The following is a 23,893-nucleotide window of genomic DNA, read 5'->3' as shown; positions in this document are numbered from 1 at the left end:
TGTCATCCGGCCTGATCGCGAGCTTCGTTTTCGGCGCCCGTATGCACAATCCCGGCATGCCCCGCATCCTGCTGATCGACGACGACGAGCACCTGGCCGCGCCGCTGGCGAGCTACTTCGCGCGCTTCGACTGTGCACTGGACAGCGCGTCGCGGCCCAGCGAGGGCCTGGCCAAATTGCGCGCCGGGCCCTACGACGCCGCCATTCTGGACGTGATGCTGCCCGAGATGGACGGCTTCGCCCTGTGCCGCGAGATCCGCAAGGAGAGCGACATCCCGATCGTGATGCTCACCGCGCGCGGCGACGTGATGGATCGCGTGGTCGGCCTGGAGCTGGGCGCCGACGACTACCTGCCCAAGCCCTTCGAGCCGCGCGAACTGGTGGCGCGGGTGCAGACCATCCTGCGCCGCCAGCGCGCCGTGCCCGCAGCGGCGGCGGCCCAGCGCCGCGAATTCGAGGGCCTGGTGATCGACCTCGACCGGCGCGAGGTGCTGCGCCAGGGCGAGCGGGTGGAACTCACCGGCACGGAGTTCGAACTGCTGGCGCTGCTGGCCGATCCGCCCGGCAAGGTCTGGAGCCGCGACGACATCCTGAACCGACTGCGCGGCCACGAAGCCGAGCTCTACACGCGGGCGGTCGACATCGTCGTGAGCCGGCTGCGCAAGAAGCTGGAGCCGCTGGACTGCATCAAGACGCTGCGCAACGCGGGCTATACGCTGGCGGTGGGCAAGAGCGGCGGCACGTGAATCGGCCCCGGCGTCCGCGTCCGCGCCACCGCTGGCGCCATCGCTGGCGCCACTCCCTGCGCCTGCGGCTGATCACCGTCTTCGTGCTGCTGGCCATGGCCATGGCGGCTGTGTTCCTGGGCGGCATGCAGCGCGCCTTTTCCAACGGCTGGCGCGAGGCCGCGCAACCGATCGTCGGCGACTACATGGACCGCCTCGTGGCCGAGCTCGGCACGCCGCCCGACGTCGCGCGTGCCGAGGCCTTGGTGAGGCGACTGCCCCTCTCCATCCGCATCGAGGGCCCGATCGTCAACTGGGATTCGCATCCGCAGCGGCCAGGGCGGGGCTTCGGCAGGGGCCGCGGCGATTGGCTCACGCGCAGCACCGCCGACGGCCATCGCGTGAGCTTCGGACTGGGCACCTTGCCGTGGCAGCGCCAGCCTCACGGCATCGGCGTCCTGACGCTGGCGCTGCTGCTGGCCCTGATCGGGGCCGCCTACGTCTACGTGCGCCGCCTGCTGCGTCCGCTCGACGACATTCGCGCCGGCGCCGAGCGCTTCGGCCGCGGCGCCTTCGACCAGCCGATCCCGCTGCGGCGGCGCGACGAACTGGGCGATCTGGCGCAGCGCATCAACACCATGGCGCACGACATCCAGGGCATGCTCGATGCCAAGCGCGCGTTGCTGCTGGCCCTGAGCCACGAACTGCGCTCGCCGCTCACCCGTGCGCGCCTCAATGCCGAGTTGCTCCCCGCCACGCCCGAGGGCGAGGCCGAGCGCAGCGCGCTCCTGCGCGACCTGGCCGAAATGCGAGACCTGATCAGCGACCTCCTGGAGAGCGAGCGCCTGGCCAGCCCGCACGCTGCCCTGCACCGCGAGACGGTCGACCTGTCAGCCCTGGTGCGCGAGGCGGTCGCCGAGCATCCGGAAGGCAGCCGCGTCGTACTCGACCTGGCCGAAGGCTTGCCCCCCCTCGCCCTGGACCGCCCGCGCATCCGCCTGCTGGTGCGCAACCTGTTGGAGAACGCCTTGCGCTATGGCGGCGATGCGGCTCGACCGCCGTGCATCGCGCTGCGTACGGCGGCGCAGGGCGGTGTCGAGCTGGAAGTGCGCGACTTCGGCCCCGGTGTGGACGCCGCCCAGCTCGAGCACCTGACCGAGCCCTTCTACCGCACCGACAGCGCGCGGCAGCGCGCCACCGGCGGCGTGGGCCTGGGCATGTACCTGTGCCGGCTGGTCGCCGAGGCGCATGGCGGCACCCTGGCCGTGCGCAACGCGCAGCCTGGCCTGGCGGTCAGCGCCCGGCTGCCGGGCGACTGAGCTCGCTGCGGCTTTCGGATCTGGACCCCATCGGCCGGGCCGTCTGTCCGCGAAGCCGACGCGTGCATATGTCCCGATGCCAGCAGGCCGGCTTGTTGATGCAGGAACCGAAGGAAGTCCAGCGCCACGTAACGATGGAGCTTGTCGAACCGAAGGGCGCAGTGATGATGGTTGATCTCAGTCACAGTCTTGGGCAGCACCTCGCCTCGGCCGGTCAGGCGCCGGCGCACATCGATGACGATGGTGCGTTGGTGTTCATGGCGGGAGAGAGCCTGCAGGCCTACGCCACCGTGCTCCTGGACGGCCGGCTCGAACTGTTCGCTGGCGTTGGCTACGTGAGCGCCGAGACCCTGCAGGTCATCGTGCAAGCCGACGAGGACTGCGACTTCGACGAGCAGGAGCCCCGCCACGTCGCGGACGTCATGGCGCGCTGGACAGGCGAGGGCGCACAGTGGGCGGTGGACGTTGATCGAAGGACGGGCTTGATGACCTTGTCCATGTTCGTTCCTGGGATTCCTGGCGATCCGGCTGAATGGGGGCCCACTCTGGATGCCTTCAGGCGCACTGCAGACTCGTGGATGGCCCGCCTGCATTCCGACCCGCCCGAACTGATGCTGCCTCAGGCCGGCGCGGAACTTGTCGATGTCACGTCAGGCGAATTCTTACGCTGCTGAGCGCTGCAGCCATCACTCTCGCGGCACGCGCTCCGTGTTGCCGTTCAATCCAAAGGACAACGGCCATGAGACGTGTCGGACTAGCCCGCACCGCACGTAGCCACGATCTGGGACCGAAGAAGAAAGAGAAGAATGAGGCGAGGGATGTGACGACGCCATCTCTTGCTGTGCGCAGGAGCAGCCGATAAGAACAGGCAATGAAGAGACGGCCCCCGCGTCCTCTGCAGAAGGACAGCTGCGGCGAACAATGGTCAACGGTCTGTGCTTGCCTGCAACACGTCAAGGACCTCGTACTGAATCCCGACAGCATCGTTGCGCCGCCTTCGCGGCTCAAGGACCCTGCGGCGATCGACTCTTTCACCAAGGCCATTGGCGTTTTGGTGGATGCGGACCGGCGCCCTTCGACCTGCCGCTGCAACTGCCCGTGTTCGACGTGCGCATGTCGTGGCACCCACGCACCGACCATCGCCGGCACGCCACGAATGGCTGCGCGCGCTGATGATCGAGTGCGCGCGCGAAGCATGAACCCGCATTTGGATAATTGCGGGCGATGGACCGCCTCAAGCAACTCGAATCCTTCGTCGCGATCGCCACCCGCGGCGGCCTCACCGCCGCCGCCAAGGCCGAGGGCGTGGCACCGGCCATCATGGGCCGGCGTCTCGATGCGCTGGAGGAGCGCCTCGGTGTCAAGCTGTTGCTGCGCACCACGCGTCGCATCACCCTCACCCACGAGGGCAGCGCCTTCCTGGAAGACTGCCAGCGCCTGCTGGTCGAGCTGGCCAATGCCGAGGCCAGTGTCAGCGCCGGCGGCATCAAGGCCAGCGGGCATCTGCGGGTGACGGCGCCGGCGGGCTTCGGCCGCCGCCACGTGGCGCCACTGGTGCCGCGCTTCCATCAGCGCCATCCGGAAGTCACGATCTCCCTCAACCTCAGCGACCGCGTGATCGACGTGGCCGGCGAGAACTACGACTGCGCCGTGCGCGTGGGCGACCTGCCCGACTCCTCCCTGGTCAGCGTGCGCCTGGCCGACAACCGGCGCCGCTGCGTGGCCACGCCCGAGTTCATCCGCCGGCACGGCGCGCCGCGCCATCCGGGCGAGCTGTCGCGCTTCGACTGCCTCAGCCTGTCCAGCGACGCGTCGCAGACCCGCGGCTGGGCTTTCCGCGTGCCTGGCGTCGACGGCGAGCACGAGGTCATCCACCTCAAGCCGAACGGGCCGCTGGACTGCTCCGACGGGCAGGTGCTGCACGACTGGTGCCTGGCCGGCCACGGCATCGCCTGGCGCAGCAACTGGGAGGTGGAGGCCGAGATCGACGCCGGCCTGCTGGTGCCGCTCCTGGACGACTTCGCCGCGCCGCCCAACGGCATCTACGCGGTCTTTCCCCAGCGCAAACACCTGCCGCTGCGGGTGCGGCTGTGGCTGGACTTCCTGAAGGCCCATTACGCACGGCCGGAGTTCTGGGGCGGCACAATCGCTGCGCCTGCGACGTCCATGACTTCCACGACATCCACGGAAAAAGAACGATGACCCTCGAAGCGATCCTTGCCTACCTGCACATCCTGGCCATCCTCACCATGGTGGTGTTCATCTCCAGCGAGGCCGCGCTGTGCCGGGTCGAATGGCTCAACGCCGCGGCGGTCGAGCGCCTGGCGCGGGTCGACATGGTCTACGGCATCGCCGCCATCGCCGTGCTCGCGACGGGTATCGCCCGCACCTGGTGGGGCATGAAGGGCACCGCCTGGTACTGGACCAACCCGCTGCTGCACGTGAAGCTGGGGCTGTTCATCATCGTCGGCGTGCTTTCGATCTTCCCGACGCTGACCTACTTCCGCTGGCGCAAGGCGGTGCGCTCCACCGGCACACTGCCGGCGGAGGCGGAGATCCGCAAGACGCGCAAGCTGGTGATGGTGCAGGCCCACCTGATCGCGCTGATCCCCCTGGTGGCCGTGTTCCTCGCGCGCGGCTTCGGCGCAAGGAGCTAAGGCGCCCATGCAGCCGGCGGCCGTCAAAGCGCTGTTCGCCGGCACCATCTTCACCAGCGCCTTCCTGCTGTTCCTGGTCCAGCCGCTGATCGCCAAGCAGATCCTGCCCTGGTTCGGCGGCTCGGCGGCGGTGTGGTCGGTCTGCATGGTGTTCTTCCAGTTCGCGCTGCTGGCCGGCTATGCCTACGCCGACTGGCTGGCCCGCCGGCTTGCGCCGCGCACGCAGGCCTGGGTGCATGGCGCGCTGCTGCTGGCGAGCCTGGCCTTCCTGCCGGTGCTGGCGGACCCGTGGTGGAAGCCGGCCGGCACCGACGAGCCCATGCTGCGCATCCTCGGCCTGCTGGTGGCCACCATCGGGCTGCCGTACTTTCTGCTCTCCACCACCGGGCCTCTGGTGCAATCGTGGGTCACGCGCACGCCCTGGGGGGCGCAGGTGTACCGCTACTTCTCCCTGTCCAACCTCGCCTCGCTGGCGGCGTTGCTGTGCTACCCGGTGCTGATCGAGCCGCGCAGCACCGTGCCGCAGCAGGCCTGGGCCTGGTCGACGGCCTATGGCCTGTTCGTGCTGCTGTGCGGCGCGACCACCGTGTATGTGGCCCGGTGCTGGCCCGGCATGGTGGTGCCCATGATGGCAGCGCCGGCGGCCGACGCAGACGCAGCCGCAGCCGCAGCCGCAGCCCCGACTCCGAGGCCGCGCCGCATCGATCAGTTCCTGTGGCTTCTGCTGCCGGCGCTGGGCACCTGGCTGCTGCTGGCCGTCACCAACCACGTCACGCAGAACGTGGCGCCCGTGCCCTTCCTGTGGGTGCTGCCGCTGTCGGTGTACCTGCTGTCCTTCATCCTCAGCTTCGACGGCGAGCGCTGGTACCGGCGCCCCTTCGTGCTGCCGTTGGCCGCCGCCATGCTCCTGCTGGGCGCCTACGCGCTGCAGGACGAGATCGGCAGCGCCTGGCGCACGGGCCTGCCGATCTTCGTCGGCGGCCTGTTCCTGTTGTGCCTGTGCCTGCACGGCGAAACGGCGCGCCTTCGGCCCGGGCCGGCCTACCTGACGCGCTTCTACCTCATGCTCTCTCTGGGCGGCGCGCTGGGCGGCGCCCTGGTGGGGCTGGGGGCGCCCTACGTGTTGCCGGCCTTTTACGAACTGGGCATCGGCCTGGTGCTGTGCGCGCTGGCGGCGATCGTGGTGTGGCGGCATCGGCGCCTGGGCGTGCTGGCGGGGCTGACGCTGGCCGCCGGGTGCGGCTGGTACTTGTCCGAGCAGGTGCGCGACGATGCGCTCGCGCGGCGCCTGGACCGCAACTTCTACGGCGCGATGATGGTGCACGACGCCGGCACCGAGGAGAACGACCGCGTCCGCCGCCTTCACCACGGCATGACCCTGCACGGCGAGCAGTACCTCTCGGCAGCCAACCGGCGCTGGCCCGGCTCGTACTACAGCAAGACCTCCGGCGTCGGGCGCGCCATCGACTCCGCGCCGGCCGAGCCGCGCCGCGTCGGCGTCATCGGCCTGGGTGCCGGCACGCTGGCGGCCTATGGGCGCCCTGGCGACGTGTACCGCTTCTACGAGATCAACCAGCGCGTCTTCGACCTGGCCGACAGCGAGTTCAGTTACCTGCGGGACAGCGACGCGCGCATCGAGCGCGTGCTGGGCGATGCGCGCCTCGCGCTCGAGCGCGAAGCGCCCCAGCGCTTCGACGTCCTGGCGGTGGATGCCTTCTCCGGCGACTCGGTGCCGGCGCACCTGCTGACCGTGGAGGCCCTGGACATCTACCTGCGCCACCTGAAGCCCGATGGCGTGATCGCCTTCCACGTCTCCAACCGCTACCTCCACCTGGACACGGTCGTGAGCGCCATCGCCCGGGCGCGCGGCCTGCACGCCGTGCTGATGGAAGACAACCCGGAAGCCACCGACGTGGAGCGCAGCATCTGGATGCTGGTGGCGCGCGACCCGCAGGCCCTGCAGCGCGAGACGATCCGCGAGGGGATCACCCCCTACGAGCCGGCCAACGGCATCGTCCCGTGGACCGACGACTTCAACAATCTGTTCAGCGTGCTGAGGTAGCGCCGCAAAAAAACCCCGCCGGGACGACGCCTGCGGGGCTGATCGGAAAGCTTCGGGCCTTCAAGCCGCCGGCTTGGCGCTGAGGCATTCCTTCATGAAGGCCTTGCGTTCGTCGCCTTTCAGCGTCTTGGCCTTGGGGTCGGCGTTGCAGGTCTTCATCTTGTCCTGCTGCGTCACCGGCTTGGCCGAGAGGCAGGATTTCATGAATGCCTTGCGCTCGTCGCCCTTCTTGTCGCCGGCCTCCTTGTTGCACATGGACATCTTGCTTTGCTGGGCCGTAGGGGCCTTGTCCTGCGCATGCGCGGCGCCGACGCAAAGACAGGCAGCCATGGCAGTCAGGGAGAGAAGCTTCTTCATGGTGTGGTTTCCTCTAGGTCGGTTGTGGCGGAAGCCCCTGCAGGGGCCGCCCATGCTAACGGCGGCCACTGACCGGTGGATGACCGCGACCGGAGGAAGGGAGGGTTTGCCCCCGGTAAAATCCCGCGATGCTATTGGTCAAACATGAGCTGCTCGCAGCGCTCGCGAGCACGCTCGACACCCTTTCACCCGGCGCTGGTGCCAAGGCGGCCTTCGAATCGCCCAAGGTCGCGGCCCATGGCGACCTGGCCTGCACGGCCGCCATGCAGCTCGCCAAGCCGCTCTCGCGCAAGCCGCGCGAGCTGGCCGAGGACATCAGCGCCGCGCTGCGTGCCACACCCGCCTTTCGGCAATGGGTCGACGCCGTCGAGATCGCCGGCCCCGGCTTCCTCAACATCCGCCTCAAGGACGCTGCCAAGCAGCAGGTGGTGCGCGAGGTGCTGGCCGCCGGCGAGGCATTCGGCCGCGAGGCCGGCACCGGGGAGCGCGTGCTGGTCGAGTTCGTCTCGGCCAACCCCACCGGCCCGCTGCACGTGGGCCATGGCCGCCAGGCGGCGCTGGGCGATGCCATCTGCAACCTGCTCGCCTCGCAGGGCGCGCAGGTATGGCGCGAGTTCTACTACAACGACGCCGGCGTGCAGATCCAGACCCTGGCCACCAGCACCCAGCTGCGCGCCAAGGGCTTCAAGCCCGGCGATCCGCAATGGCCCGAGCAGGCCTACAACGGCGAGTACATCGCCGACATCGCCGAAGACTTCAAGGCGAAGAAGACCGTGCGCTCGGACGATCGCGAATACACCGCCAGCGGCGACGTGGACGACCTCGATTCGATCCGCCAGTTCGCCGTGGCGTACCTGCGTCACGAGCAGGACCTGGATCTCAAGGCCTTCCAGGTGCGCTTCGACAACTACTACCTGGAGTCCAGCCTCTACACCAGCGGCCGGGTCGAAGCCACGGTCAACAAGCTGATCGCGGCCGGCAAGACCTACGAGCAGGACGGCGCCTTGTGGCTCAGGTCGACCGACTACGGCGACGACAAGGACCGCGTCATGCGCAAGAGCGACGGCAGCTACACCTACTTCGTGCCCGACGTCGCCTATCACATCGCCAAGTGGGAGCGCGGCTTCCACAAGGTGGTGAACATCCAGGGCACCGATCACCACGGCACCATCGCCCGCGTGCGCGCCGGCCTGCAGGCCGCCGGCGAGGGCATTCCCGCCGGCTATCCGGACTACGTGCTCCACACCATGGTGCGGGTGATGCGCGGCGGCGAGGAGGTCAAGATCAGCAAGCGCGCCGGCAGCTACGTCACCTTGCGCGACCTGATCGAGTGGACCAGCACCGACGCGGTCCGCTTCTTCCTGCTCAGCCGCAAGCCCGACACCGAGTACACCTTCGACGTCGACCTGGCCCTGGCGCAGAACAACGACAACCCGGTCTACTACGTGCAGTACGCGCACGCCCGCATCTGCTCCGTGCTGGCAGCGTGGGGTGGGGACGCGGCCTCGCTGACGCAGGCGGACCTGTCGCCGCTCGCCAGCCCCGCGGCCCAGCCGCTGCTCTTGATGCTGGCGAGGTACCCCGACATGCTGGCCGGCGCCGCCAAGGACTTCGCGCCGCACGACGTCACCTTCTACTTGCGTGAGCTGGCTTCGGCCTACCACAGCTACTACGATGCGGAGCGTATTTTGGTGGACGACGAGTCCGTGAAGAAGGCCCGCCTCGCGCTGGTCGCCGCCACCGCCCAGGTGCTGCACAATGGCCTCGCGATTCTCGGCGTGAGTGCGCCGCGCAAGATGTGATTGCTACCCTCACCATGACTCCAAGACGACAACGCGGCAACATCGTCATCGGCCTGATCATCGGGCTGGTGCTGGGCCTGGGCGTGGCGCTGGGCATCGCGGTCTACGTGACCAAGGTGCCCATCCCCTTCATGACCAAGACGCAGCGCGGCGGGCCCGAACAGGACGAAGCCGAGGCGCGCAAGAACCGCGACTGGAACCCCAACGCGCCGCTGGCCGGCAAGGCCGCTCCCGTGCGGCCGCCGGAGCCACCACCCGCGCCCGCCGCGCCGGCGCAGCCCTCGGCCGCGGCGCCGGTCGTGCCGCAGACCGCGCCGGCGCCCGTGGTGGTGCAACCGCCGCCGGGGCAGGCGCAGCAGCGGGCCACCCGCCCGCCGGTGCCGGCCGAGGCCAATGCGCTTCCGCCGTCCAGCGACCCGATCGGCGATCTGGCCCGCGCCCGTGCCGGCGGCAGCGGCACCCAGACCGCCGCCGCGGCGCCCAGCAGCAGCGACCCCTTCATGTACTTCGTGCAGGCCGGCGCCTTCCGCAGCCCCGAGGACGCGGAGGCGCAACGTGCCAAGCTCTCCCTGATGGGCGTCGAGGCGCGCATCACCGAGCGCGAGCAGGCCGGCCGCACCGTGTTCCGGGTCCGTTCAGGCCCGTTCAACAAGAAGGAAGACGCCGACCGCCTCAAGGAGCGGCTGGACGGCAACGGCCTCGAATCCGCCCTGGTGCGGGTGCAGCGCTGAGTTTCCACCTCTTTGTCCACGCGCCCGCCGGGAACTCCGGCCCGCGCACCGGCTCTGTCAGCCGCACAGGAGAACCATTCGCATGAAACGTCGTGACTTTTCGCTGGCAGCCACCTCGCTGGGCCTGCTTCCCCTCATCTCCCCGGCGCAGGCCCAGGGCCAGGCGCCCAAGGCCGGCAGCGACTACGCGGTGCTCGACAAGCGCGCGCCGGTCGACGCACCGGCCGGCAAGGTCGAGGTGATCGAGTTCTTCTGGTACAGCTGCCCGCACTGCAATGCCTTCGAGCCCACGCTCGAGGGCTGGGCCCGCAAGCTGCCGGCGCATGTGGCCTTCCGGCGCGTGCCGGTCGCCTTCCAGGCCAGCTTCCAGCCGCAGCAGAAGCTGTACTACGCGCTCGAAGCCATGGGCAAGGTGGACGAATACCAGCGCCGCGTGTTCAACGCCATCCACCAGCAGCGCCAGAACCTCTCGGGCGATCAGCAGATCATCGATTGGGCCGCGGCCAACGGCCTGGACAAGGACAAGTTCACCGAGCAGTACAAGTCCTTCAGCGTCGCCAGCAAGATCCAGCGCGCCAAGCAACTGCAGGATGCCTACCAGGTGGCCGGCGTGCCCTCGCTGGGCATTGCCGGGCGCTGGTACGTGGACGGCGAGATGGCGCGCAGCATGGAGCGAGCACTTCAGATCACCGACTACCTGGTCGGCGAAGCGCGCAAGAGCGCCTGAGGCACCGCCTCCCTCGCCCATGCCCCCCAAGCCCGCCTCGGCGGGCTTTTTCGTCCGGGCACCGAAGTCCGGCTCCATGAGCCCGCATACAATCCGCGAGCAAGTTTCGTGCCTTTATGACTTCGTTACCATTCATCACGATTTCCCCGCGCCGGGCCCGTGCCTTCGCATTGGTTCTGGCGCTGGCCGCCCTGGCGCCCCTGGCCCAGGCCGAGAAGGCGGACCGCACCAAGCCGATGAACATCGAGGCCGACGCCATGCGCTACGACGACCTCAAGCAGACCAGCGTCTTCACGGGCAATGTGGTGGTGACCAAGGGCACGATCATCATCCGCGGTGCCCGCATCGATGTGCGGCAGGATCCGGAGGGCTACCAGTACGGCGTGGTCACCGCCGCGCCCGGCAAGCTGGCCTACTACAAGCAGAAGCGCGACGCCGGCACCGACGAGTGGATCGAGGGCGAGTCGGAAGTCATCGAGTACGACAGCCGCGCCGACAACGTGAAGTTCATCCGCCGCGCCGTCATGCGCCGCCTCTACGGCGCCACCGTCAACGACGAGAGCAGCGGTTCGCTGATCGTGTACGACCAGAGCAACGACACTTTCAGCGTCAACGGCTCCTCGCTGCCGCCCAATGCGGGCGTGGCGGCGCCGGCGGGCGGGCGGGTGCGTGCGATCCTGACGCCCAAATCGGCGGCCCCGCCTGCCGCGGCGCCCGCGACGCCGGCAAGCCCGTCGACGCCGGCTTCCGGCCCGGGCCTGCGCTCGAGCACCACCCTCGGCGGGGAAGCGCGGCAGTGAGGCAGGACGTGGCCATGGTCAAGGGCGACACCGCCGCGTCCGGCAGCCGCCTGGAGGCGCGCGGCCTGCAGAAGAGCTACGGCAGCCGCAAGGTGGTCAAAGACGTCTCCCTGGCCGTCGACAAGGGCGAAGTGGTCGGCCTGCTGGGCCCCAACGGTGCCGGCAAGACCACCTCCTTCTACATGATCGTCGGGCTGGTGCGCGCCGACGCCGGCGAGATCAGCATCGACGGCGAGCCTATCGCCCACATGCCCATCCACCGCCGCTCGCGCATGGGCCTGAGCTATCTCCCGCAGGAGGCCTCGATCTTCCGCAAGCTCACGGTCGAGGAGAACGTGCGCGCCGTGCTCGAATTGCAGCGCGAGCCCAACGGCGACGGCCGGCCCCGCCCGCTGGCCAAGGCGCGCATCGAGGAGCGCCTGAGCGAGCTGCTGCACGACCTGCGCGTGGACCATCTGCGCGACTCGCCGGCGCTGGCGCTGTCGGGCGGCGAGCGCCGCCGCGTCGAGATCGCGCGGGCGCTGGCCACGCAGCCGCGCTTCATCCTGCTGGACGAGCCCTTTGCCGGCATCGACCCCATCGCCGTGATCGAGATCCAGCGGATCATCAATTTCCTGAAGGAGCGCGGCATCGGCGTGCTCATCACCGACCACAACGTGCGCGAGACGCTGGGCATCTGCGATCACGCCTTCATCATCAGCGACGGGCATGTGCTGGCACAAGGCACGCCATCGGAGATCGTCGACAACGCCGAGGTACGGCGCGTCTACCTGGGCGAGCATTTCCGGATGTAGAGGTCGCCGCCATGAAGCAAGGGCTCTCGCTGCGCGTTTCGCAGCACCTCGCGCTCACGCCCCAGCTGCAGCAGTCGATCCGGCTGCTGCAGCTCTCCACGCTCGAACTGAGCCAGGAAGTCGAGCAGATGCTCGACGAAAACCCTTTCCTCGAACGCACCATCGACGAGGCGCCGCGCGAAGAATTCGGCCTGGAGGTTGCCGACGTCCCGGTGCGCGAGGACGACCGCCAGTTCGAGGCCGAGGCCGAGGCCGAGTTCACGCCCGGCGCGGTTTCTTCGGTGGCGGAAAGCGCCGCCGCGGCCGGCGAAGGCGAGCCCGCGCCTGCCGCCGAGGGACCCGACAGCGAACCCGGCTGGGACGGCGACGGCACCGTCGACTTTGCGCCGGACGACAGCGAGTGGGGGGGCGACGCCCCCGCGCGCAACAGCGGCAGCCAGGGTGACGACGAGCGCCCCGATGCCACCGAGCTGGCCAGCAGCCACGAGTCGCTGCAGTCCTTCCTGCACCGCCAGGCGCTGGCCTTGCGCCTCGAAGAGAACGACCGCGCCGCGCTGCGCTTCCTGATCGAGTCGCTCAACGATGACGGCTACCTGGAAGACTCCCTCCCGGCCCTGGCCTCGGGCCTGGCCGGCGACGACAACGACCAGTTCGACCAGCTGGTGCACCACTTCCAGGTTGCGCTGGGCCTGCTGCAGAGCCTGGAGCCGGCCGGCGTCGGCGCGCGCAGCCTGGCGGAGTGCCTCACGATCCAGCTGCGCGCGCTGCAGGACGAGGACGAGACCGAAGAAGAGGCTCAGGTGCGCCGCACCGCCCTGGCCATCTGCAAGCAGCCGATGGAACTGCTCGCCAAGCGTGACTTCAAGCGCCTGGCCACCCTCACGCGCAGCAACGAGGAAGAAGTGCGCGCCGCCCTGCAGCTCATCGCCCGGCTCGAGCCCAAGCCCGGACGCCGCTTCGTCGATGTGGAGCGCAACGTGATCGTCCCGGATGTGATCGTCACCCGCGTGGGCCAGGGCAGCAACGTGAAGTTCCGTGTCTCGCTCAACCCGGAGGTCATGCCGCGGCTGCGCGTGCACGACATCTACGCCGGCGCGCTGAAGTCGCACAAGGGCGAGGGCAGCCAGGCGCTGTCGCAGCGGCTGCAGGAGGCGCGCTGGTTCATCAAGAACATCCAGCAACGCTTCGACACCATCCTGCGCGTCTCCAACGCCATCGTGGAGCGGCAGAAGAACTACTTCGTCCACGGCGAGCTGGCCATGCGGCCGCTGGTGCTGCGCGAGATCGCCGACGAGCTGGGCCTGCACGAATCCACCATCAGCCGCGTGACCACCGCCAAGTACATGGCCACGCCCTATGGCACCGTCGAGCTCAAGTACTTCTTCGGCTCGGCCCTGGGCACCGAGACCGGCGGCAATGCCTCCAGCACCGCGGTGCGGGCGCTGATCAAGCAGTTCGTCAGTGCCGAGGATGCCAGGAAGCCGCTGTCCGACAGCCAGGTCTCCGAGATGCTGAAGGAGCAGGGCATCGAGTGCGCGCGCCGCACCGTGGCCAAGTACCGCGAGGCGCTGCGCATCGCGCCCGCCAACCTGCGCAAGGCTCTGTAGCGATGGGGGCCCGTCCAGGTCCGTGGCTGCAGTGGATGCGTCTGGGCCTGGCCCTGATGTCGGTGCTCTTCTTCGCCGGCGGCTGCGCCACGCTGCCCGCCGAGTTCGAGCGCACGCCTTCCAAGGCCTTGCCGGCGTCCGCCGACACGCCCTTGGGCCGCATCGCGCAGTCCTCGCAGCCCGACCCCGACCTCAGCGGCTTCCGCCTGATGCCCGGCGGCGACTTCGCGCTCCACACGCGCCTGGAGCTGGCGCGCCGGGCGCAGCGCACGCTGGACGTGCAGTACTACCAGATCTACAACGACGAGACGGGCCGCTACTTCCTGCGCACCCTGCGCGATGCCGCCCTGCGAGGCGTGCGCGTGCGCCTCTTGATGGACGACCTCTACACCTCGGGCGAGGACGAACTCCTGCTCGCGCTGGCCGCCACGCCCAACCTGGAGCTGCGCCTCTTCAATCCCTTCCCGGCCGGCCGCGGCAGCATGCTCGGGCGCTTCTCCGCGTCGCTGTTCGACTTCACCCGCGTCAACCGGCGCATGCACAACAAGCTCTTCATCGCCGACGGCGCGATGGCGGTGGCCGGCGGGCGCAACATAGGCAACGAGTACTTCAGGCAGACGGCCGGCGCCAACTTCATCGACCTCGACACCTTCGTGGCCGGCGCTTTGATCCCGCGCCTGGCCAGCCTGTTCGACCAGTACTGGAACAGCGAGCACGTGCGGCCCATCGAGACGGTGGTCGCCACCGCCGTGCCGCGCGAGCAGCGGCAGCGCCGCTTCGAGGAGCTCACGGGCCCCGCCACCACGCCCGCGCCGCGACCTTTGGCGCCCAACGACCTGCTGGGCTACAGCCCGATCGTGGAGGACCTCAAGGCCGGCAAGCTGGACCTCATCTGGACGCGCGCCGAGGCCTACGCGGACTCGCCGGACCGCGTGATCGGAAGGCAGGCGAACTACGGCGGCATCCCGCTGCTGGACGTCGACAGCGTCCGCTACAACGTGATCGAGCAGATCCGCCGCGGCCGCTCCGACGTGACCATCGTCTCGCCCTACCTGATCCCCGGCAAGGGCGGGCTGGAGGCCATGCGCGAGGTGCGCGGGCGCGGCATGAAGATCAGCGTGGTCACCAACTCCCTGGCTGCCACCGACGAACCGGTGGTCCACACCGGCTACCGGCGCTACCGGCCCGACATGCTCCGGCTCGGTGCCGAGATTCACGAGCTGAGCTCGCAGCGCACCCGCCGCAGCGTGCGCCTGGGCCTGTTCGGCACCCAGGTCGGGCGGCTGCACGCCAAGTCGGCCGTGATCGACGGCCGGGTCCTCTTCGTCGGCTCGATGAACTTCGATCCGCGCTCGGACGTGCACAACACCGAGATCGGCCTGATCATCTTCAGCCGCGAGATGGCGCAGCAGGTGCTCAAGCTGATCGACGTCCTCAAGCAGCAGGGCGCCTACCGGGTGCGCTTCGCGCCGGGCACCGAGCGCATCGAATGGGTGAGCGACGAGGGCGGCGAGGAGCAGGTGCTGACCAGCGAACCGGATTCGACACTGTGGGACCGGCTGATGCTGGAGCTCATCGCGCCGCTCGCGCCGGAGAGCCTGCTCTGAAGGCGGAGGTGACCGCAGACGGCGACCGCCCCAGCGCAGTCGGGCCCAGGCCCTTCAGCTCCCGCCCGTGATGTTCACCGCCTCCACCTGCACCAGCAGGCGCACCCGGTCCTCGAAGCCGAAGGGAATGCCCCAGGTGATGCCCCAGTCGCTGCGCGCCACCGTCGTCTCGAAGTCGCCGCCGCAGACCTGGCGCTTGATCAGCGGGCTCATGTAGCAGCCGAAGCGGTTGGCCTTGAGTTTGATGGGCCTGGTCTTGCCCATCAGCGTGAGCGCGCCTTCGACCTCGGTGACCTTGTCGCCGCTGAAGTCGATCTTGTCGGCCACGAAGCGCGCCAGCGGAAACTCCGCGACGTTGAAGAAGTCCTTGCTCAGCACGTGGCGGTTGAGCAGGTCCACGCCGGTGTTGATGGAGCTGATGTCCATCGTGATGTCGATCTTGCCGCCCTGGCCGCTGCCGTCGATCTTGATGGTGCCGTCCTTGGTGCTGAATCGGCCGCGGTTGGTGGTGGTGCCGTAGTGGCCCATCTCGTACATCACGAAGGTATGGGTCGGGTCGACCACGTAGCTGGCGCCCTTGACCGGCCCGCCCGCGGGCTCGGCAGCCATCTCGGGCGCGGTCTGCGCGAGGGACAGGGATGCGGCGGCCGCGAGCGCCGCGGCGGCAACGAGCTTGATCATCGAGGCGGACTTGGACATGGCAGTGGATGCGTGCATGGCGAAATTCAAAGGGGCCGCAGCCCGGTCATGACCAGCTTGAAGCGCACCTGCACTTCGTCGCCGACCATCGAGGTATCGGTCCATTCGCCGTCGCCGACCTTGAAGGCCAGGCGCTGGATCGTAAAGCTTCCGGTGGCGGTCGAGCGGTCCGCCGATTGCGTGATCGCCACCGGCACCACGAGTTCCTGGGCGTGGCCCTTGAGGGTCAGGCGGCCGGCGACCTCGAAGCGCCCGCCGCCGAGGCTCCTGATCGCGCTGGACTGAAAGCTCGCCTTCGGGAAGCGCGCCGTGTCGAACCATGGCGCCTTGGGCAGCTCGGCATCGGTCTGCGGCACGCCCAGCGTCGCGCTGGCCATGTCGATCTGCAGCGCCACCGTGCCGCCTTCGGGCTTCTTCGGGTCGAAGGCGATCTGGGCATCGAACTTCCGGAACTCGCCCTCCACCGGCACGCCCATCTGCTTGGTCACGAAGGCGATCTGCCCCTGGCCCGGCACGAGCCTGGCCATCGGCTCGGGCCCGGCGGCGCTCGCGGCCCCTGCGGCGGCGAGAAGGGCGACAACACACAGCGCGCGCCATGCGGTGCGGAGAAGGCTCATCGGCGATGTCCCTGGTGCGAGAGCGGCCACATGCGGTCCATCAGGCCGTCGTGGTCCACGAAGTGATGCTTGAGCGCCGCGGCGGCATGCAGCAGGGCCACGGCCGCCAGTGTGAAAGCGCTGCCTTGGTGCAGCGGCTTGAGCACCGCCTCGGCGAATTCCTTGTCGACCGGCACGAAATCCGGCAGTTGCACCAGGCCCAGCCAGACGATCGGAAAGCCCAGGGCCGAGCTGTAGGCCCAGCCGGCCAGCGGCACCGCGAAGAACAGAACGTACAGCAGCAGGTGCGTGCCGCGGTGGGCCACCAGCTGCCAGCCCGGCATGGCCTCCACGATGCAGGCCGGCAGCGGCGGCGGCGGATGCGACAGCCGCCACAGCAGCCGCAGCGCGGTCAGGCCCAGGATGGTGATGCCTGCCCACTTGTGCCAGTTGAAGAGCTTCAGGCGCATCGGCGAGAAGGGCAGGCCCGACATGTAGAGCCCGAGGCTGAAGGAGCTGACGATCATCAGCGCCAGCAGCCAATGCAGCGTCATCGCGACCCCGCCATAGCGCCGTGCCGCGACCCGCGGGGCGGGAACGGCCTCGGATTTCGGCAGCTCGGCGGACATGGCCGGAGCATAAGGCCACACCGCCAATCTGGAAGAGAAGCGCGACGCAGAACGTTCCGCCTTCGCTTGTTCGCGAAGGCGCCACTCCCCGGTGCCGCAAGCTGCGCCACCCGACATGGACCTGCATGGGATACTGCCCGGCCATCCCCATGAACGAGCTGTCCCTTTTCCTTCCCTGCGCCGCCGGCGTCGAAGACTTACTCGCCCAGGAGGTGCATGCGCTGACCGGCCGTGCCGGCCAGGACCTGCTCAGCCTGCGCGGCGGCGTGCGCGTGCGCGCCGACTGGCGCGAGGCGCTGCGGCTCAACCTGCACAGCCGGCTTGCGCAGCGCGTGCTGGTCGAGCTGGCCCATGCGCCCTACCGCGGCGAGCACGACCTCTACGCCATCGCCGGCGGCGTGGCCTGGGAGCTCTGGTTCACGCCGAAGAACACCTTCAAGATCGAGACCACGGCCCAGCACAGCCCGCTCAAGAGCCTCAACTTCGCGACGCTGCGCATCAAGGACGCCATCGTCGACCGCTTCCGCGAGCGCGCCGGCGGCGTGCGGCCCAGCATCGAGACCCGGTGGCCGGATGCGCGCGTCTTCGCGCACCTGGACAGCACGCACTGCACCCTCTACATCGACACCTCGGGCGAGCCGCTGTTCAAGCGCGGCTGGCGCCAGGACAAGGGCGATGCCCCGCTGAAGGAAACCCTGGCCGCCGCCATGCTGGCCGCCAGCGGCTGGTGGAACCCCGAGACGGGCGAGGTCGCGGCCGTGCCGCTCTACGACCCCTGCTGCGGCAGCGGCACCATCGCCATCGAGGCGGCCCAACTGGCCCTGGGCATCGCCCCGGGCGCCGCGCGCCGCTTCGGCTTCGAGAAACTGCGGCCCTTTCAGCCGGACCTGTGGTCCACCCTCAAGGCCGAGGCGCAGGCCGCGGCGCGCGCTGCGACGGCGGCGCCCATCTACGGCTCTGACGTGTCGCACCGCATGGTCGACTTCGCCCAGCGCAATGCCGAGCGTGCCGGCGTCGCGGCCGCCGTGCAGTTCCGCGGCGGCGATGCGCTGCAGCGCATGCCGCCGGCCGAGTCCGGCGTGATCGTGCTCAACCCGCCCTATGGCGAGCGCATCGAAGTCGGCGGCGTGACCCGCGGCCGCCGCGAGCAGGCGCAGACCGAGGACGGCGGCGAGTTCTTCCAGCAACTCGCCACCCACTGGAAGAAGAACTTCGCCGGCTGGACCGCCTGGGTGCTCACGCCCGACCTGCAATTGCCCAAGCGCATGCGGCTGAAGGAGTCGCGCCGCGTCCCGATGTGGAACGGTCCGATCGAATGCCGCCTGTTCCGCTTCGACATGGTCGCCGGCTCGGCGCGCAACCGCCCAGTGGCATAAAGCACACAGCGGCCAGGGACAACGCGCTAGTGCGATTGACCCTCCCATGTTGCCTTGCAACAATCCCGCATCTTCACTTCGGAGCCTCGTGCGTGGACAGTGCCAGTCGATTCAGTGACGTGATGCGTGCCTCGGCAGGTGCGGCTCACCCGGCATTCCAGTAGCGCAGCTTCCCCGCGCTGCGTGCCGAAGCCGCAGCGTGATGCTTGTCTTTTCCCCCGGCAAGCGCCCCCCTCTCTTCCGATTCCCTTCCCGTCGCTGACCTTTGCCCGGTCGATGCGCGCTCGCTGCGGCGTTGCGCACATCGACCGGTACGGTTGCAGCCTGCCCGCGCTGCGAGGGCCTTGAATGCCAAGGAGCCTTGCCATGTTCCAACGGACGACCCTTCATCCGCCTGCCCCCGCGCGAGATCGGGCCGACGCGCCGCGGCCCGCAAACACCGAACAACAGGCGCTGGACCAGGCCCAGTCGCTGGACCAGTCGGGCCTGTGGCCCTGCCGGCGCATCCGCCTTTTCCTGCTCTCGCAGCAGCAGCGCGCCGCATTGCAGGGAACTTCCTCCGGCTAGGCGACGAGGGGGCCTCTTCGCGCGCGCGGCCGAAGGAGCTCCCCATGGTGGAGATGACGGCGGATGACCTGCGAGGTTCTGTGGGTGGGTAGCATCGCGGCCCATGCCCCTGCCCATGCTCATCGTCATCGACACCAACGTTGCCCTGGACCTTCTGGTGTTCGACGACCCGGGCTGCGCGGCGCTGGTCGCGGCGCTCGAGGCCGGCGAGCTGCAATGGATCGCAATGGCCGCAATGCGCGAGGAGTTCGCGCGCGTGCTGGGCTATCCGCTGGTGGCCGCACGGCTGGCGCGCAATGGCCGGGAAGCCACGGCGGTGCTGGACGCCTTCGACCGGCGCGTACTGCTGGTGGCGGATGCGCCCCGCGCTGCCTGCCTGTGCGCCGACCCGGATGACCAGATCTTCGTGGACCTCGCGGTCGCGCACCGGGCGCGGCTGTTCAGCAAGGACCGGGCGCTGCTCGAGATACGCCGGCGGCTGGCGGCGCTGGGCGTCGAGGTCGGCGTGCCGGGGCGGTGAGCCGGGCCTTGCACGCAGACCCGGTCGGCAGCGCCGCACGGAACTCGCGGCGGGGCTGACCCCAGCGCAGCGGCTGCCCTGGGGTCCCGCGTTGTCCCAAGCGGCACAGCCCTGTCCCAAACGGTCAAGCGTCGGGGTCGATCCCTTCCTACATTCGTCTCGAAGCCCATTTGGGATTTCCACGAAGAGGACACGACATGGACACCGCCGGTGCAGGCACGCCACCAGTTCGCGAGGGCAGCGACGCCCTTCACGCCGTCTTTGACCACATCGACCGGCATGCCGACGCCTTCGGGATCTGCGCGTAGTGCTGTCCCTTGTTGTCCCGATGCCGCGCGCATGAAGGCGGACCTGGTGGTGATCGCGGACGGGTCGCTGCATCCATCGGGAATGCCGGTCGTGCAGATGGGCGTGCGAGGGTTGCTCAACTTCGAGCTCCATGCGCGCGGCGCCAGGCAGGACGTGCCCAATCCGGCGTGGACGCTCGTGCAGCTGCTGGCGACCATGAAGAGCCCCACGGGCGAGATCACCATCGATGGCCTGCACGACGCGGTCGAGCCGCCCACGCCCGAGGAGGTCGAAGCCGCCCAGGCCCTGCCGATCGATGTCCCGCGGGTGCGCGAGCAATTGGGAATACCCCGTCTCGACGGTCCGGAGAGCCGCGGATACTTCGAGCGGCTGATGTTCCACCCCACGCTCACGATCAACGGCTTGCACAGCGGCTACGGCGGTCCCGGCATGAAGACCATCATCCCCTGCGAGGCCTCCGTCAAATGCGACATGCGGCTGATCGGGTCGCAAAGCACCGACCAGGTCTTCGATCGGATCGTGCAGCACGTGGCCCGCCGTGCGCCCGAGGTCGAGGCCACGCGCTTGAACGGCATGGAGCCGTGGAAGACACCGGTCACCTCGCCCTTCACAACCAAGGTGATGAGCTCTGTCGAACGCGCGCACGGGCAGCGCCCGATGCTGTACCCGGTGATCGGCGGCAGCCTGCCCAACTACGTGTTCACCGGAACGCTGGGCTTGCCTGCCTTCCTCGTTCCTTACGCCAATGCGGACCAGTCCAACCATGCACCCAACGAAAACCTGCGCGTCGACTGCTTCCTGAACGGCATCCGCACAGGCGCCGCGCTGCTTTCTTTGCTGGCGGAACCCTGAGCAGGTCGTGTCGGGACTGGTTGTGAACCGCGGTGTGCTCGAGCGCCAGCTGGCCACGTCGTCACCGTTCCTGCGCAAGCTGGCCCGCGAGCAACTGGCGGCCAGCTTGCCCCGGTCGCCCGGCAGTTTCTCGATGAAGGTCCGGGTGATCCAGCGCATGATCGGCGAGGGCTACTGTGAAGCGAGGGCGGTCGCGCAGTACTTCCGCGTCGACCGCAGGACCCTCAACCGCCGGCTGGAACACGACGGCGAGAGCTATTCCAGCATCCTGCAGCGCGTCCGCGTCGATGTCGCGTGCCGGGCCCTGCACGGGTCCGATTGCTCGATGTCGCAGGTCGCCGATGCGGCAGGCTTCGACAGCCTCAGCGCCTTCTCGCGCTGGTTCCAGCGCTCCTTCGCGTGTACGGCATCCGAATGGCGCGCCCGGCAACACGGGGGAGCGCGGCGCCGCCGGGGCGGCTAAGGCCGCTTCTGATTCGCTTGAGCGCCGCCGCCGCTGTACCAGCGCCACAGCAGCCGCGCGACCGCGCGCGAGCGCTGCGTGTCGCGCCCCCAGCGCCGCCCCGAGGGCAGGTGCCGCAGCCAGCGCATGCGCTTGGCCGCCAGCGCCAGGCGCTCGCGCACCTCGTCGCCGGCATCGGCCAGCACCGCGTGCCAATGGGCGCCGGCCGCCTGCGCCGAGGCAGCGCGCACCAGCATGGCGGTCGAGTGCAGGTAGCTGAGCCAGTCGCGCACCTGGCATTCGGCCAGGGGCAGGGTCTCGCCCGGGTCGTCCTCGAAGTCGATGTAGCCGATCACGCCGTCGGGGCACTGCACCAGGTTGCGGTCGAAGGCCTGGCTCAGATAGGCGCCGTGCGCGTGGACGATGGCGATGGCCTCCAGTCCCTCGCGCCACACGGCCAGGAGCGCGCTCGGGCCCTGGGCCGCGGCCTGGTCCAGGCGCTCCTGCAGCACCACAGGCGGGCGGCCGCTCTCGCCCAGGTCGGAGATCAGCAGGCCGTCGGGCTGCTGGGCCAGCACCGCCGGCACGCGCAGGCCGGTGGCGCCCAAGGCCCGCAGGCGGCGCGCCTCGGTAGCGATGGCCGCTTCGCCGCCCGGGTTGGGCACGGGGGTGAGCACATCCAGGCGCAGCAGGCCGGCCACGGCGGCCATCAGGTGGTAGCCCAGCTTGCCGTGCGGCGAGCCGGCCTTCTTCAGCCACACCCGCTCCTGGCCGAGCCGGTGGCTGGCCACCGCCTTCTGCTGTTGCGGCAGCATGGTGCGCAGGAACTCCGCGTAGTCGCCGGGCGCCAGGGGCGGCGCTTCCGCTCCCAGCGGCGCCGGCGCCGACGCCACACCCTTGCGCGCCTGCATGCGCGTGTTGCGTTTCGCCGTGATCATGCGGCCAGGGCGGTGTCGGCGCCCATGAGGGGCTGGAAACTGTGCGCGCTCGCCAGCGGCCAGTAGGTGCGGAACACGTTGTGCTGCGCTTCCAGCGAATGCAGCAGCGCGCCGGGCTTCACCTGCAGCACCAGGTTGCTGAGCAGGCGCACCTCGGTGTCCGAGATGCGGCGCACGATGTGGTGGGCGGTGATCTGCTGCGGATGGTCCAGGCCCGCGGCCTGCACCAGTTCCCTCAGCGCATGCAGTGTGCTGTCGTGGAAGTTGCGCACCCGCTCGGCCTTGGTCGGCACCACCAGCGCCTGCTGGCGCACCGGGTCCTGCGTGGTCACGCCGGTGGGGCAGTGGCCCGTGTGGCAGGCCTGTGCCTGGATGCAGCCCAGCGCCATCATGAAGCCGCGCGCCGAGTTGCACCAGTCGGCGCCCAGCGCCATCATCCGTGCCAGGTCGAAGGCGGTGATCACCTTGCCGGCGCAGCCGATCTTGATGCGCTCGCGCAGCCCCACGCCGATCAGCGTGTTGTGCACCAGCAGCAGACCTTCCTGCAGCGGCGCCCCCACGTGGTCGATGAACTCCACCGGCGCCGCGCCGGTGCCGCCCTCGGCGCCGTCGACCACGATGAAGTCGGGCGTGAGGCCGGTGAGCTGCATCGCCTTGACCATGGCGAACCACTCCCACGGATGGCCCAGGCAGAACTTGAAGCCCACCGGCTTGCCGCCGGAGAGCACGCGCAGCCGGGCGATGAAATGCATCATCTCCACCGGCGTGGAGAAGGCGCTGTGCGAGGAGGGCGAGATGCAGTCCACGCGCACCGGCACGCCGCGCGCCGCCGCGATTTCGGGCGTGACCTTGGCCGCCGGCAGCACGCCGCCGTGGCCCGGCTTGGCGCCCTGGCTGAGCTTGATCTCGATCATCTTCACCTGCGGGTCGCGCGCGTTGGCGATGAAGCGCTCCTCGCTGAAGCTGCCGTCCGCGTTGCGGCAGCCGAAGTAACCGCTGCCGATCTCCCAGATCAGGTCGCCGCCGTGCGCCCGGTGATGCGCCGAGATCGAGCCCTCGCCGGTGTCGTGCGCGAAGCCGCCGTGCTTCGCGCCCAGGTTCAGGGCCAGGATGGCGTTGGCCGACAGCGCGCCGAAGCTCATCGCCGAGATGTTGAAGACGCTCGCCTCGTAGGGCCGGGTGCAGACCTGGCCGGCCGGCGAGGCCGGGTTGGGCGTGCCGCCGATCACGATGCGGAAGTCGTGGTTGTCCAGGTGGGTCGGGCGCATCGAGTGGTTGATCCACTCGTAGCCGGCGATGCCCACGTCGAGCTGCGTGCCGAAGGGCCGGTTGTCAGGCTCGCCCTTGGCACGCTGGTAGACCAGGGAGCGCTGGGCGCGGGAGAAGGGCGCGGCCTCGCGGTCGCTCTCGATGAAGTACTGGCGGATTTCGGGCCGGACGTATTCCAGCAGAAAGCGCAGGTGGCCGATGACGGGGTAGTTGCGCAGGATGGCGTGACGCGGCTGCCGCAGGTCGTAGACGCCGGTGAGGCCGAGGGCGGCGAACACGGCCGCGCAGGCCCAGGGGGTCCAGAGGTAGGGGGCGGCCACGGCGGCGGCCACGCTGGCCAGCAGGCCCAGGATGCAGAGGGCGAAGGCGTAGTAGCGGGACGGGAAAATGGAATTCATGGGCGGCGGGGCGCGGGCGGCGGCCGTGCAAGCCCGCATCATAGGCGCCGCGTCGGCCCGCAGGACGACAGGGCCGGCGCGCCGCCCTCGGCATAATGGCCGGCCCCCGG

24 protein-coding genes are annotated in these 23,893 nt (G+C 69.4%); 18 read left to right on the top strand and 6 right to left on the bottom strand.

Annotated features, from left to right (window positions below; translation table 11 throughout):
- Positions 1-56: 56 nt before the first annotated feature.
- The 6 genes from ABEA07_RS19990 to ABEA07_RS19965 all read left to right on the top strand — a co-directional run bounded on the left by ABEA07_RS19990 (position 57) and on the right by ABEA07_RS19965 (position 6,763).
- On the top strand, positions 57-746 hold the full coding sequence (locus ABEA07_RS19990; RefSeq protein WP_345540012.1) for a response regulator transcription factor: 690 nt from the start codon (positions 57-59) through the stop codon (positions 744-746).
- A complete protein-coding gene (locus ABEA07_RS19985) occupies positions 743-2,044 on the top strand; it encodes a HAMP domain-containing sensor histidine kinase (protein ID WP_345540011.1) in 1,302 nt (433 codons plus the stop codon). Before ABEA07_RS19990 ends, ABEA07_RS19985 begins: the two co-directional genes overlap by 4 nt.
- A 62-nt stretch (positions 2,045-2,106) precedes the next feature.
- Entirely contained in the window at positions 2,107-2,718 is a 612-nt protein-coding gene (locus ABEA07_RS19980) for a hypothetical protein (RefSeq protein WP_345540010.1), read from the top strand.
- A gap of 550 nt (positions 2,719-3,268) precedes the next feature.
- Positions 3,269-4,246 (top strand): LysR family transcriptional regulator, encoded by a 978-nt coding sequence (locus ABEA07_RS19975; RefSeq protein ID WP_345540008.1) that lies wholly within the window; start codon positions 3,269-3,271, stop codon positions 4,244-4,246.
- A complete protein-coding gene (locus ABEA07_RS19970; RefSeq protein WP_345540007.1) occupies positions 4,243-4,701 on the top strand; it encodes a DUF2214 family protein in 459 nt (152 codons plus the stop codon). The genes ABEA07_RS19975 and ABEA07_RS19970 overlap by 4 nt, the downstream gene beginning before the upstream one ends.
- 7 nt (positions 4,702-4,708) lie before the next feature.
- Positions 4,709-6,763, top strand: a complete 2,055-nt coding sequence (locus ABEA07_RS19965; RefSeq protein WP_345540006.1) for a spermidine synthase — start codon at positions 4,709-4,711, stop codon at positions 6,761-6,763.
- A 60-nt stretch (positions 6,764-6,823) separates the two neighbouring features.
- Here the strand turns inward: ABEA07_RS19965 and ABEA07_RS19960 are convergent, their stop codons facing one another.
- Positions 6,824-7,120, bottom strand: coding sequence for a PsiF family protein (locus tag ABEA07_RS19960; RefSeq protein WP_345540005.1), 297 nt, complete (start codon positions 7,118-7,120; stop codon positions 6,824-6,826).
- Between the two features lie 128 nt (positions 7,121-7,248).
- Here ABEA07_RS19960 and argS point away from each other — a divergent pair, with 128 nt between their 5' ends.
- The 7 genes from argS (at position 7,249) to ABEA07_RS19925 (ending at position 15,188) form a co-directional block, all read left to right on the top strand.
- Entirely contained in the window at positions 7,249-8,922 is a 1,674-nt protein-coding gene (gene argS, locus ABEA07_RS19955) for an arginine--tRNA ligase (RefSeq protein ID WP_345540004.1), read from the top strand.
- A 14-nt stretch (positions 8,923-8,936) separates the two neighbouring features.
- Positions 8,937-9,653, top strand: coding sequence for an SPOR domain-containing protein (locus ABEA07_RS19950; RefSeq protein WP_345540003.1), 717 nt, complete (start codon positions 8,937-8,939; stop codon positions 9,651-9,653).
- A gap of 82 nt (positions 9,654-9,735) precedes the next feature.
- Complete coding sequence (locus ABEA07_RS19945) at positions 9,736-10,380, top strand: thiol:disulfide interchange protein DsbA/DsbL (RefSeq protein WP_345540001.1); 645 nt, start codon at positions 9,736-9,738, stop codon at positions 10,378-10,380.
- Between the two features lie 116 nt (positions 10,381-10,496).
- Positions 10,497-11,180 carry a lipopolysaccharide transport periplasmic protein LptA gene (lptA, locus tag ABEA07_RS19940; protein WP_345539999.1) on the top strand — a complete coding sequence of 228 codons (684 nt, stop codon included), beginning with the start codon at positions 10,497-10,499 and terminating at the stop codon, positions 11,178-11,180.
- Between the two features lie 14 nt (positions 11,181-11,194).
- The gene (gene lptB / locus ABEA07_RS19935; protein WP_345539998.1) at positions 11,195-11,974 is read left to right on the top strand and encodes an LPS export ABC transporter ATP-binding protein; all 780 of its coding nucleotides are present in this window, start codon (positions 11,195-11,197) and stop codon (positions 11,972-11,974) included.
- A gap of 11 nt (positions 11,975-11,985) precedes the next feature.
- Positions 11,986-13,581, top strand: a complete 1,596-nt coding sequence (locus ABEA07_RS19930) for an RNA polymerase factor sigma-54 (protein WP_345539996.1) — start codon at positions 11,986-11,988, stop codon at positions 13,579-13,581.
- A 2-nt stretch (positions 13,582-13,583) separates the two neighbouring features.
- Entirely contained in the window at positions 13,584-15,188 is a 1,605-nt protein-coding gene (locus tag ABEA07_RS19925) for a phospholipase D family protein (RefSeq protein ID WP_345539994.1), read from the top strand.
- A gap of 54 nt (positions 15,189-15,242) precedes the next feature.
- Here the strand turns inward: ABEA07_RS19925 and ABEA07_RS19920 are convergent, their stop codons facing one another.
- The 3 genes from ABEA07_RS19920 to ABEA07_RS19910 are packed head-to-tail and all read right to left on the bottom strand — an operon-like array spanning position 15,243 to position 17,112.
- A complete protein-coding gene (locus ABEA07_RS19920; RefSeq protein WP_345540039.1) occupies positions 15,243-15,869 on the bottom strand; it encodes a YceI family protein in 627 nt (208 codons plus the stop codon).
- A gap of 44 nt (positions 15,870-15,913) precedes the next feature.
- Positions 15,914-16,504: a YceI family protein gene (locus tag ABEA07_RS19915; RefSeq protein WP_345539992.1), complete on the bottom strand. Its 591-nt coding sequence runs from the start codon at positions 16,502-16,504 to the stop codon at positions 15,914-15,916.
- Positions 16,501-17,112, bottom strand: a complete 612-nt coding sequence (locus ABEA07_RS19910) for a cytochrome b (protein WP_345539991.1) — start codon at positions 17,110-17,112, stop codon at positions 16,501-16,503. The genes ABEA07_RS19915 and ABEA07_RS19910 overlap by 4 nt, the downstream gene beginning before the upstream one ends.
- A 149-nt stretch (positions 17,113-17,261) precedes the next feature.
- Between ABEA07_RS19910 and ABEA07_RS19905 the strand changes: the two genes are divergently transcribed.
- The 5 genes from ABEA07_RS19905 (at position 17,262) to ABEA07_RS19885 (ending at position 21,199) form a co-directional block, all read left to right on the top strand.
- Positions 17,262-18,488: a THUMP domain-containing class I SAM-dependent RNA methyltransferase gene (locus tag ABEA07_RS19905; RefSeq protein WP_345539990.1), complete on the top strand. Its 1,227-nt coding sequence runs from the start codon at positions 17,262-17,264 to the stop codon at positions 18,486-18,488.
- A gap of 366 nt (positions 18,489-18,854) precedes the next feature.
- A complete protein-coding gene (locus ABEA07_RS19900) occupies positions 18,855-19,055 on the top strand; it encodes a hypothetical protein (protein WP_345539988.1) in 201 nt (66 codons plus the stop codon).
- Between the two features lie 103 nt (positions 19,056-19,158).
- Positions 19,159-19,575 carry a PIN domain-containing protein gene (locus tag ABEA07_RS19895; protein ID WP_345539987.1) on the top strand — a complete coding sequence of 139 codons (417 nt, stop codon included), beginning with the start codon at positions 19,159-19,161 and terminating at the stop codon, positions 19,573-19,575.
- Between the two features lie 339 nt (positions 19,576-19,914).
- Positions 19,915-20,736: a M20/M25/M40 family metallo-hydrolase gene (locus ABEA07_RS19890; RefSeq protein WP_345539985.1), complete on the top strand. Its 822-nt coding sequence runs from the start codon at positions 19,915-19,917 to the stop codon at positions 20,734-20,736.
- Between the two features lie 7 nt (positions 20,737-20,743).
- Complete coding sequence (locus ABEA07_RS19885; RefSeq protein WP_345539983.1) at positions 20,744-21,199, top strand: helix-turn-helix domain-containing protein; 456 nt, start codon at positions 20,744-20,746, stop codon at positions 21,197-21,199.
- On the opposite strand, the gene ABEA07_RS19880 is transcribed toward ABEA07_RS19885, so the two are convergent.
- Together ABEA07_RS19880 and ABEA07_RS19875 are read right to left on the bottom strand one after the other, a co-directional pair.
- Positions 21,196-22,116 carry a BUD32 family EKC/KEOPS complex subunit gene (locus ABEA07_RS19880; protein WP_345539982.1) on the bottom strand — a complete coding sequence of 307 codons (921 nt, stop codon included), beginning with the start codon at positions 22,114-22,116 and terminating at the stop codon, positions 21,196-21,198. The genes ABEA07_RS19885 and ABEA07_RS19880 overlap by 4 nt on opposite strands.
- Complete coding sequence (locus ABEA07_RS19875; RefSeq protein ID WP_345539980.1) at positions 22,113-23,783, bottom strand: FMN-binding glutamate synthase family protein; 1,671 nt, start codon at positions 23,781-23,783, stop codon at positions 22,113-22,115. The genes ABEA07_RS19880 and ABEA07_RS19875 overlap by 4 nt, the downstream gene beginning before the upstream one ends.
- Positions 23,784-23,893 lie beyond the last annotated feature (110 nt).

This window comes from Variovorax defluvii (genome assembly GCF_039541515.1).
GTDB classification, from domain to species: domain Bacteria; phylum Pseudomonadota; class Gammaproteobacteria; order Burkholderiales; family Burkholderiaceae_C; genus Variovorax; species Variovorax defluvii.
Note: the sequence above shows the minus strand (reverse complement) of the source record. Positions and strands in the feature narration are given on the sequence as shown.

What these genes read in the sequence shown, in the direction of transcription:
- ABEA07_RS19990 (WP_345540012.1), top strand. Translation starts at nt 57, where the DNA reads ATGCCCCGCATCCTGCTGATCGACGACGACGAGCACCTGGCCGCGCCG.
- ABEA07_RS19975 (WP_345540008.1), top strand. Translation starts at nt 3,269, where the DNA reads ATGGACCGCCTCAAGCAACTCGAATCCTTCGTCGCGATCGCCACCCGC.
- ABEA07_RS19970 (WP_345540007.1), top strand. Translation starts at nt 4,243, where the DNA reads ATGACCCTCGAAGCGATCCTTGCCTACCTGCACATCCTGGCCATCCTC.
- ABEA07_RS19965 (WP_345540006.1), top strand. Translation starts at nt 4,709, where the DNA reads ATGCAGCCGGCGGCCGTCAAAGCGCTGTTCGCCGGCACCATCTTCACC.
- ABEA07_RS19960 (WP_345540005.1), bottom strand. Translation starts at nt 7,120, where the DNA reads ATGAAGAAGCTTCTCTCCCTGACTGCCATGGCTGCCTGTCTTTGCGTC.
- argS (WP_345540004.1), top strand. Translation starts at nt 7,249, where the DNA reads ATGCTATTGGTCAAACATGAGCTGCTCGCAGCGCTCGCGAGCACGCTC.
- ABEA07_RS19950 (WP_345540003.1), top strand. Translation starts at nt 8,937, where the DNA reads ATGACTCCAAGACGACAACGCGGCAACATCGTCATCGGCCTGATCATC.
- ABEA07_RS19945 (WP_345540001.1), top strand. Translation starts at nt 9,736, where the DNA reads ATGAAACGTCGTGACTTTTCGCTGGCAGCCACCTCGCTGGGCCTGCTT.
- lptA (WP_345539999.1), top strand. Translation starts at nt 10,497, where the DNA reads ATGACTTCGTTACCATTCATCACGATTTCCCCGCGCCGGGCCCGTGCC.
- lptB (WP_345539998.1), top strand. Translation starts at nt 11,195, where the DNA reads ATGGTCAAGGGCGACACCGCCGCGTCCGGCAGCCGCCTGGAGGCGCGC.
- ABEA07_RS19930 (WP_345539996.1), top strand. Translation starts at nt 11,986, where the DNA reads ATGAAGCAAGGGCTCTCGCTGCGCGTTTCGCAGCACCTCGCGCTCACG.
- ABEA07_RS19925 (WP_345539994.1), top strand. Translation starts at nt 13,584, where the DNA reads ATGGGGGCCCGTCCAGGTCCGTGGCTGCAGTGGATGCGTCTGGGCCTG.
- ABEA07_RS19920 (WP_345540039.1), bottom strand. Translation starts at nt 15,869, where the DNA reads ATGATCAAGCTCGTTGCCGCCGCGGCGCTCGCGGCCGCCGCATCCCTG.
- ABEA07_RS19915 (WP_345539992.1), bottom strand. Translation starts at nt 16,504, where the DNA reads ATGAGCCTTCTCCGCACCGCATGGCGCGCGCTGTGTGTTGTCGCCCTT.
- ABEA07_RS19910 (WP_345539991.1), bottom strand. Translation starts at nt 17,112, where the DNA reads ATGTCCGCCGAGCTGCCGAAATCCGAGGCCGTTCCCGCCCCGCGGGTC.
- ABEA07_RS19905 (WP_345539990.1), top strand. Translation starts at nt 17,262, where the DNA reads ATGAACGAGCTGTCCCTTTTCCTTCCCTGCGCCGCCGGCGTCGAAGAC.
- ABEA07_RS19900 (WP_345539988.1), top strand. Translation starts at nt 18,855, where the DNA reads ATGTTCCAACGGACGACCCTTCATCCGCCTGCCCCCGCGCGAGATCGG.
- ABEA07_RS19895 (WP_345539987.1), top strand. Translation starts at nt 19,159, where the DNA reads ATGCCCCTGCCCATGCTCATCGTCATCGACACCAACGTTGCCCTGGAC.
- ABEA07_RS19890 (WP_345539985.1), top strand. Translation starts at nt 19,915, where the DNA reads ATGAAGGCGGACCTGGTGGTGATCGCGGACGGGTCGCTGCATCCATCG.
- ABEA07_RS19880 (WP_345539982.1), bottom strand. Translation starts at nt 22,116, where the DNA reads ATGATCACGGCGAAACGCAACACGCGCATGCAGGCGCGCAAGGGTGTG.
- ABEA07_RS19875 (WP_345539980.1), bottom strand. Translation starts at nt 23,783, where the DNA reads ATGAATTCCATTTTCCCGTCCCGCTACTACGCCTTCGCCCTCTGCATC.